The organism is Streptomyces sp. NPDC002130 (assembly GCF_040296465.1).
GTDB lineage: Bacteria > Actinomycetota > Actinomycetes > Streptomycetales > Streptomycetaceae > Streptomyces.
In genome coordinates, this window is the sequence record NZ_JBEOXI010000348.1 from 1 (window position 1) to 6,885 (window position 6,885).

7 protein-coding genes are annotated in these 6,885 nt (G+C 70.7%); 4 read left to right on the forward strand and 3 right to left on the reverse strand.

Annotated elements, in window-relative coordinates; all coding sequences use genetic code 11:
- The 4 genes from ABT116_RS37780 to ABT116_RS37795 all read left to right on the forward strand — a co-directional run.
- Positions 1-171: ArsR/SmtB family transcription factor (locus tag ABT116_RS37780; RefSeq protein WP_502984006.1), on the forward strand; the 171-nt coding region annotated here is incomplete at its 5' end.
- A gap of 52 nt (positions 172-223) precedes the next feature.
- Positions 224-1,480 carry an MFS transporter gene (locus tag ABT116_RS37785; protein ID WP_351643833.1) on the forward strand — a complete coding sequence of 419 codons (1,257 nt, stop codon included), beginning with the start codon at positions 224-226 and terminating at the stop codon, positions 1,478-1,480.
- Positions 1,481-1,673: 193 nt separating this feature from the next.
- Positions 1,674-2,762 (forward strand): homoserine dehydrogenase, encoded by a 1,089-nt coding sequence (locus ABT116_RS37790; protein ID WP_351643838.1) that lies wholly within the window; start codon positions 1,674-1,676, stop codon positions 2,760-2,762.
- The gene (locus ABT116_RS37795) at positions 2,755-4,185 is read left to right on the forward strand and encodes an aldehyde dehydrogenase family protein (protein ID WP_351643844.1); all 1,431 of its coding nucleotides are present in this window, start codon (positions 2,755-2,757) and stop codon (positions 4,183-4,185) included. Before ABT116_RS37790 ends, ABT116_RS37795 begins: the two co-directional genes overlap by 8 nt.
- Before the next feature lie 69 nt (positions 4,186-4,254).
- On the opposite strand, the gene ABT116_RS37800 is transcribed toward ABT116_RS37795, so the two are convergent.
- The 3 genes from ABT116_RS37800 to ABT116_RS37810 form a co-directional block, all read right to left on the reverse strand.
- A complete protein-coding gene (locus ABT116_RS37800; protein ID WP_351643849.1) occupies positions 4,255-4,716 on the reverse strand; it encodes an Lrp/AsnC family transcriptional regulator in 462 nt (153 codons plus the stop codon).
- A 136-nt stretch (positions 4,717-4,852) separates the two neighbouring features.
- Entirely contained in the window at positions 4,853-5,824 is a 972-nt protein-coding gene (locus tag ABT116_RS37805) for a succinylglutamate desuccinylase/aspartoacylase family protein (protein WP_351643855.1), read from the reverse strand.
- 18 nt (positions 5,825-5,842) lie between these two features.
- Positions 5,843-6,885 (reverse strand): FAD-dependent oxidoreductase (locus ABT116_RS37810; protein ID WP_351643860.1); only part of this gene is annotated, 1,043 nt, incomplete at its 5' end.

Consider the following 6,885-nt stretch of genomic DNA (forward strand, 5'->3'; position numbering starts at 1 on the left):
GTCAGCGAGGCCGCCCTGTCCAAGCACCTGCGCGTGCTGGCGGACGCGGGCCTGCTGGAGCGCCGCCGCGAGGGCTACTACGTCCTGTACCGGCTTGCGCCCGGACAGGTGGCGGGCCTGACCCCCAGCCTGGAAAGCTTCCTGCACGACGACGGCGAGGCGACTGATTAGCCATCTGCCTGATAAGTGGATCAGGCTCACGACGGAACCCGACAGTGGCCGCATGTCACTGCTGAAGGACCGCAACTTCCTGCTTCTCTTCGCCGGCCAGGGCATCTCCCGCTTCGGCGACGGCCTGTACACCGCCGCGACCGCCTGGCTGGCCTGGTCACTGACGAAGGACCCCACGGCCGTCGCCGTGGTGAGCGTCTCCGCGTTCGCGCCCGCGTTCGTGGCCACCTTCGTCGTCGCCTCGTACGCCGACCGCCGCGACCGCCGGAAGCTGATGATCGCCACCGACCTGGCCCGGGTCGCCGTGGTGGCCGTGGCTTCGGTTCTGCTCTCCCTCGACCTGCTGAACCTGTCCCTGCTCGTGGCGACCACGGCGCTGCTGGCGCTGATCGGCGCCCCGTTCGCCCCGGCCCGCAACGCGATCGTCCCGCAGATCGTGCCGGACGACCGCCTCCAGCAGGCCAACGGACTGCTGCAAGTCGCCTTCCGGGCCGCCTTCTTCGTCGGCCCGCTCATGCTCGCGCCGCTGCTGGCCTTCGGCTCGCTGCAGTCGGTGCTGGTGGTGAACGGACTCACCTTCCTGGGCTCGGCGGCCGCTGTCGCCGCCATCCGCGTGACCCGCCCCGCCCCGGCCGGCGGTCAGACGGGGCTGTGGTCCGATCTCGGCGCCGGGCTCAGGGCAGTGCGGGCCGCTCCCGACGTACTCGTGGTCATCGTGACCTTCGTGCTCGCCCTCGCCCTGACCAACGGTTTCCTGACCGTCGGGCTGGTCGCGGTCGTGGGGCAGGGCGGCCAGTACGGCCTGTTGCTCGGCATCGCCGGGGTCGCCGAAGTGGTGGGCGCCCTGCTCCTGGCCGGCCTGCGCATCCGCAGACTCGCACTGGCCGCGGTGCTGGCGTGGGCCCTGCTCGGGATCTTCCGGGCTCCGCTGGGAACGGTCACCTCCACGACCATGGCGGCAGTTCTTCTGACCGCCACTGGGCTGGCCTCGGCGCTCACGGACATTCCCCTGATCGCACTGGTGCAGCAGCGCATACCTAGCCATCATCTGGCGAAGGCGCTGGGCCTGTGGGAGGCCGGGGTGGCAGGAGCCCTGGCGCTCTCCCCCTTCGTGGCCTCGACCACCATCACGCTCGCCGGAGTCGAGAACGCCTTCCTGCTCTCGGGAGCCGCCGTCGTCGTCCTGGCTGTGACCGCCATGCTCACCCTCGCATGCGTCGGCGCACGGCAGCCCGGTCAGGAGCCCTTCGGCACCGCAAGCGCCGCGGCACCGGAAGAGACAGCGGTGATCACGGCCAAACCGGAGTGACTCACCAAGCCCTATCCATGTCTTCGGCTGGAACCACCCGGGTCCCGCCGGGCATGGGGCGGGCGAATCGTCATCGAAACCGTGCAGATCGGCATGCCGTGCGGCCGTTGCGGCATGGAGCAGGTGACAGGCGCAGCAACCAAGCTCTGACCAGCCGCACCGTGAAGGCGGCGGACTGTGAAGGAGCGAACTCATGGGCCGATACGATCTCGCCCTCATCGGATTCGGCGGCGTCAACCGCGCGCTGGCCGAACTCATATCCCAGAGCGGGGACCGCCTGGCGAAGGAGCTGGGCTTCGCCCTGCGGGTGGTGGCGATCACCGATCTGCGGGCCGGTTCCCTGGTGGACACCGACGGCATCGATCTGGCGCCGCTGCTGGCCACCGAGCCCGGGGAGCTGAGCTTCGCGGGCCTGGCCGGCGGCAGCGCGGAACCGCGCAACGAGTGGGTGATCCGCGAGGTGCCGGCCGACATCGTCGTGGAGGCGACGTTCACCAACCCCACCGACGGCGAGCCCGCCCTCTCCCACGTGCGCTGGGCCCTGGAATCGGGCAAGCACGTGTGCACCACCAACAAGGGACCCGTCGCACTCGCCGGCCGCGCGCTGAAGCAGCTGGCCGCCGAGCGTGGTGTCAGCTTCGAGTTCGAGGGCTCGGTACTCAGCGGCACCCCCATCCTGCGCACCGCCGAGCGCATGTTCGGCGGCCTGGAGATCACCGGCGTCCAGGGCATCATGAACGGCACCTCGAACTACATCCTCGGCCGCCTCGAAGAGGGCATCGAACTGCCGGCCGCCATCGCCGAAGCGCAAAACCTCGGGTACGCCGAAGCCGACCCCACCGCCGACATCGAGGGCCACGACGTCCAGCTCAAGGTCATGATCTTGGCCAACGAGGTCCTCGGCGCCGACCTCCGCCGCGAGGACGTCTTCTGCGAGGGCATCTCGGCGATCACACCGAACGAGGTGCGGGACGCCGCCTGCAAGGGGCTGCGCTGGAAGCTGGTCGGCTCCGCCACCCGCCACGAGGACGGCAGCGTCGATGCCCGCGTCTCCCCGCTCGCCCTGCCGGCACACCACCCGCTGGCGGGGATCTCCGGCCCCCTCAACGCGGTCGCCTTCCACACCGACCTCCTCGGCACCGTCACGGTCTGCGGGCCGGGTGCCGGCCGCATCGAGACCGCTTACGCCCTGCTGGCGGACATCATCGCCATCCACCAGCGCCACGCCGACGACGACACCGCCCCCACGCGCCCCGTTCTCCAGGAGACTCACCGTGTCTGAGACCATCGTGGCCCCCGGCGTCGAACTCGGCGCCGACACGGCGCCCGTGCACAACCCCTACACCGGCGAGACCATCGCCTCCGTGCCCACCGTCGACGCGGGCGCCGTCGGCGGCATCCTGCAGCAGGCCAGGTGCGGGCGCCGCACCGCGGCCGCACTGTCCCGCGCCTCCAGGGCCGCGGTCCTTGAACGCACCGCCCACCTGGTCGAGCGGCGCGCCGAGTCCTTCGCGCAGCTGATCGTCAGTGAGGCCGGCAAGACCATCACCCAGGCCCGCAAGGAAGTCGCCCGCGCGGTCAACACCCTGTCCCTGTCCGGCGCGGAGGCACGGCGCAACGCCGGGGAGGTCATCCCCTTCGACTCCTATGAGGGCTCCGAGAAACGGCAGGGCTGGTTCACCCGCGAACCGCTGGGCATCATCGCCGCCATCACCCCGTTCAACGACCCCCTGAACCTGGTCGCCCACAAGCTCGGCCCGGCCATCGCCGGGGGCAACGCGGTCATCCTCAAACCGTCCGCGCTGACGCCGCTGTCGGCCCTGCGGCTGGTGGACACCCTCATCGAGGCCGGTCTGCCCGAGGAGATCGTCACCGTCGTCAACGGCGACGCCGGTATCGCCGCCGCGATCGTGGCCGCCCCCGACGTGCGGATGGTGTCGTTCACCGGCGGATTCGCCACCGGCGAGGCCATCTCCCGCACGGCCGGCCTCAAGAAACTCGCCATGGACCTGGGCGGCAACGCCCCGGTCATCGTCATGGACGACGCCGACCTGGACGAGGCCGTGGCCTCCTGCGTCTCCGGCGCGTTCTGGGCCGCGGGCCAGAACTGCATCGGCACCCAGCGGATCCTGATCGCGGCCGAGGTCTACGAGCGCTTCCGCGACGCCTTCGTCGCCCGCACCAGGCTGCTGCGCGTCGGCGACCCGCTCGACGAGCGCACCGACGTCGGCCCCATGATCACCCCGGGCGCCGCGGCCGCCACCCGGGCCAAGGTCGACACGGCGGTGGCCCAGGGCGCGGTACTGCTGTGCGGCAACGACGCCACCGGCTCCCTGTACGCGCCGACCGTCCTGGAAGACGTCCCGGTCACCTGCTCGATCTGGCAGGAGGAGGTGTTCGCCCCGGTCGTCGTGCTGCAGCCGTTCATGTCCTTCGAGGACGCCATCGAACAGGCCAACGCCATCGACTACAGCCTCCACGCGGGCGTCTTCACCTCGCGCCTGGACCGCGCCCTGACCGCGGCCCGGCTGCTGGAGGCCGGCGGAGTGATGATCAACGACTCCTCCGACTACCGCTTCGACGCCATGCCGTTCGGCGGGTACAAGTACGGCAGCATGGGCCGCGAAGGCGTGCGCTTCGCCTTCGAGGAGATGACCCAGCCCAAGGTCGTCTGCGTCAACCACATCAGCGAAGTGGTCCAATGACCGCCTTCCGCACCGAGCGCGAACCCTTGGCGCCGACCGGTCACCGGCGAGGACCTGCCGATGTGCTGCTCACCCCGGCACCGTTGAACTCCGCGCTCCGCGCCGACGGTTGACGACGCCGGACAGAGTGAGCGCTGTGACCGTGTCCCGTACACCGGGCATCTGGGCGATGTCCTCCCAGATGCCCCGTACGCGTTCCAGTGACGCCGCTTCCAGACGCACCATGATGTCGAAGTCACCGCTGAGGATCTCGCAGATGACGACCTCCGGGATGCGTTTGAGTGCCGCCAGGACATCGCCGCCGCGCATACGGTCCTGGCGGTAGACGAGTACGAGCGCGGAGACCACATCGCCGGCGTCGCCGCCTGCGCGGACGATGGTGTAGCCGGCGATGTGGCCCCGACGCTCCAGCCGTTCGATGCGCTGGCGCACCGCATTGCGGGACAGCAGCACCTTGCCGGCCAGCTCGGAGTGCGAGATGCGGGCGTTGCGGGTCAGCTCGGCGATGATCTTCTCGTCGATGGCGTCCATGGCGGACCTCCTCCTTCGCGAACCGTCCCTCCGCATCCCGGCTCACTTCGGCGAGCTCACTCGCGACACGGGCGTGCTCGCCATGGGGGCCGGCTCAGGTGGATGGGGGCGGTTCAGCGGTCGGGCATGAGGCCCGTCAGTCGTGGGGGGTGGCGATGGCGGCGAGGTGCGTGCCGGGGCGCACGGTCAGCCCGTTCATGTTGTAGGTGATCGTTCCGGTGGAGACGGCGGAGACCTTGAGCTCGGCGCCGTCGGCCGGGTCGATGATGCGGCCGATGGTCTGCCCCTCGGTCACCTCGTCACCGGTGACCGCGTCCGGGTACCACAGGCCAGCGGCCGGAGACTCGACCTCGCCCGTCCAGATCCAGTCGCGCGGCTGCACGGTCACCGGTGCGAGGTGCTGCGGCGCCTCGATGACGCCGAGGTGGTGCAGGAGCCGGTGCAGGCCGTCGAGGAGCCTGCGTACGGTGGCCGGGTCCCGGTCGCCGAGTTGGCCGGTCTCGACGAGGATCGCGGGGATCCCCCGCCGGTTCGCCGCGGCGTGGCTGTTGCCGCCGTCCGGGCTGGTCCCGAAGATGACCCGCTCGTATCCGACCGCGTGGGCCATGGCCTTGGTCTTCGCGCCCAGTTCGTCGTCGGAGGTCAGTCGGTAGCCGACGAAGTCGAGCAGGTGCTGGTCGATGCCGCCGCTGTGCAGGTCCACGTAGGCGTCGGCGCCGTCGATGAGGTTTTCGAACAGCCAGGCCGCCATGCGGTCGGTCGGGCCGCCGTCCTTGTCGCCGGGGAAGACGCGGTTGATGTTCACGCCGTCCAGCGGGGAGATGTTGAGCCTGCCCCCGTAGACGGCCGGCGGATTGGCCACCGGGCAGATCACCACCTGGCCGGCGACCTCGTCCGGTTCCAGCAGTCCGGCCAGGCGGGTGGCGGCATCGACGCCGATGAACTCGCCGCCGTGGACACCACCGGTGATCACGACCCTGGGGCCGGGCCGGGAGCCGTTGACGAGGATCAGGGGCACCTCCACGGTCGTGGTGCCGAGGTCGGCGGGCAGGCTCCCGCGGGTCTTCCGGCCGGGCTCGGCCCGCAGCGCGCCGATGGTCAGGGTCATGGCTTTCCTCGTTCGGGCTCAGGCCGCGGTGCGGCCGTTTGTGGTGATGAAGTCGATCGGCTGGGGGGTGCGGCCCTGAAGGGCGAGGTCCGCGGCGATGTCGCCCATGGCGGGCGAGATCTTGAAGCCCTGGCCGGAGAAGCCGGCCAGCAGGACGATGTCGTCGCAGCCCGGCAGGGGGCCGACCAGAGGTCGGGTGCTGTCGGTGTAGCCCTCCATGAAGACGGACAGGCGCACCGGGTCGGGGTTCAGGCCGGGCAGGTGGCGTCGCACCGCAGTGGTGAAGGTCTCCAGTTCCTCCGGTGCGACGGTTCGGTTCAGCCGGTTGGGGTCGTCCACGGCCTTGTGGTGCGGCTGGGGCAGGCCCAGCTTGACGGCCAGGCCGTCCGGGGACGGGATGCCGTAGAACGGGGTGTCGCCGCAGCGGATGAAGGCGGGACGCTCGGCGTCTGCCGGGTGGTCCTCGTGGGGCAGGAACCAGGCGCTGATCGCGCGGTGGACAGTCACTTCCCACGGCAGGTCGGGCAGCAGGTCGCCCACCCATGGGCCGGGGGTGACGACCGCGGCGTCGAAGCGCTCGGTGTCGGTGTCGGTGCGGATCTCCACGCCTCCCCCGGCGACGGGAGTGACTTCCCGCACCGGTGTGTAGCGGCGGATCCGGGCCCCCAGTTCCTCTGCGCGCCGGGCCGCGGTCTGGACCGTCAGCTCGGGGCGGACGAACCCCGCGTGGGAGTCGAGGATGACCAGGTCGCCGTCGTCGACGCGGAACTGCGGGAAACGCTTCGTCATCGCCTCGGTGTCGATCACCTCGTGGTCGAGGCCGTGCTCGGCGATGCCGTCCATGACGTTACGCATCTCGGGGTCGTCGGCCGGCCCCATGACCAGGGCTCCGGTCAGACGGCGCAGTTCCCGCCCGGTCTCCGCCTGCAACTGCTTCCAGAGGGCGTCGGCGTGCCGGACGAGCGGCACATAGCGGCCGTCGTGGGTCTGCACACTGCGGAAGACCCGGGTCTCGCCGCCTGCGGCACTGCGGTCGTGACCTGGCGCGAACCGGTCGTAGC

Coding starts and splice junctions, on each gene's coding strand:
- ABT116_RS37785 (WP_351643833.1), top strand. CDS start 224: ATGTCACTGCTGAAGGACCGCAACTTCCTGCTTCTCTTCGCCGGCCAG.
- ABT116_RS37790 (WP_351643838.1), top strand. CDS start 1,674: ATGGGCCGATACGATCTCGCCCTCATCGGATTCGGCGGCGTCAACCGC.
- ABT116_RS37800 (WP_351643849.1), bottom strand. CDS start 4,716: ATGGACGCCATCGACGAGAAGATCATCGCCGAGCTGACCCGCAACGCC.
- ABT116_RS37805 (WP_351643855.1), bottom strand. CDS start 5,824: ATGACCCTGACCATCGGCGCGCTGCGGGCCGAGCCCGGCCGGAAGACC.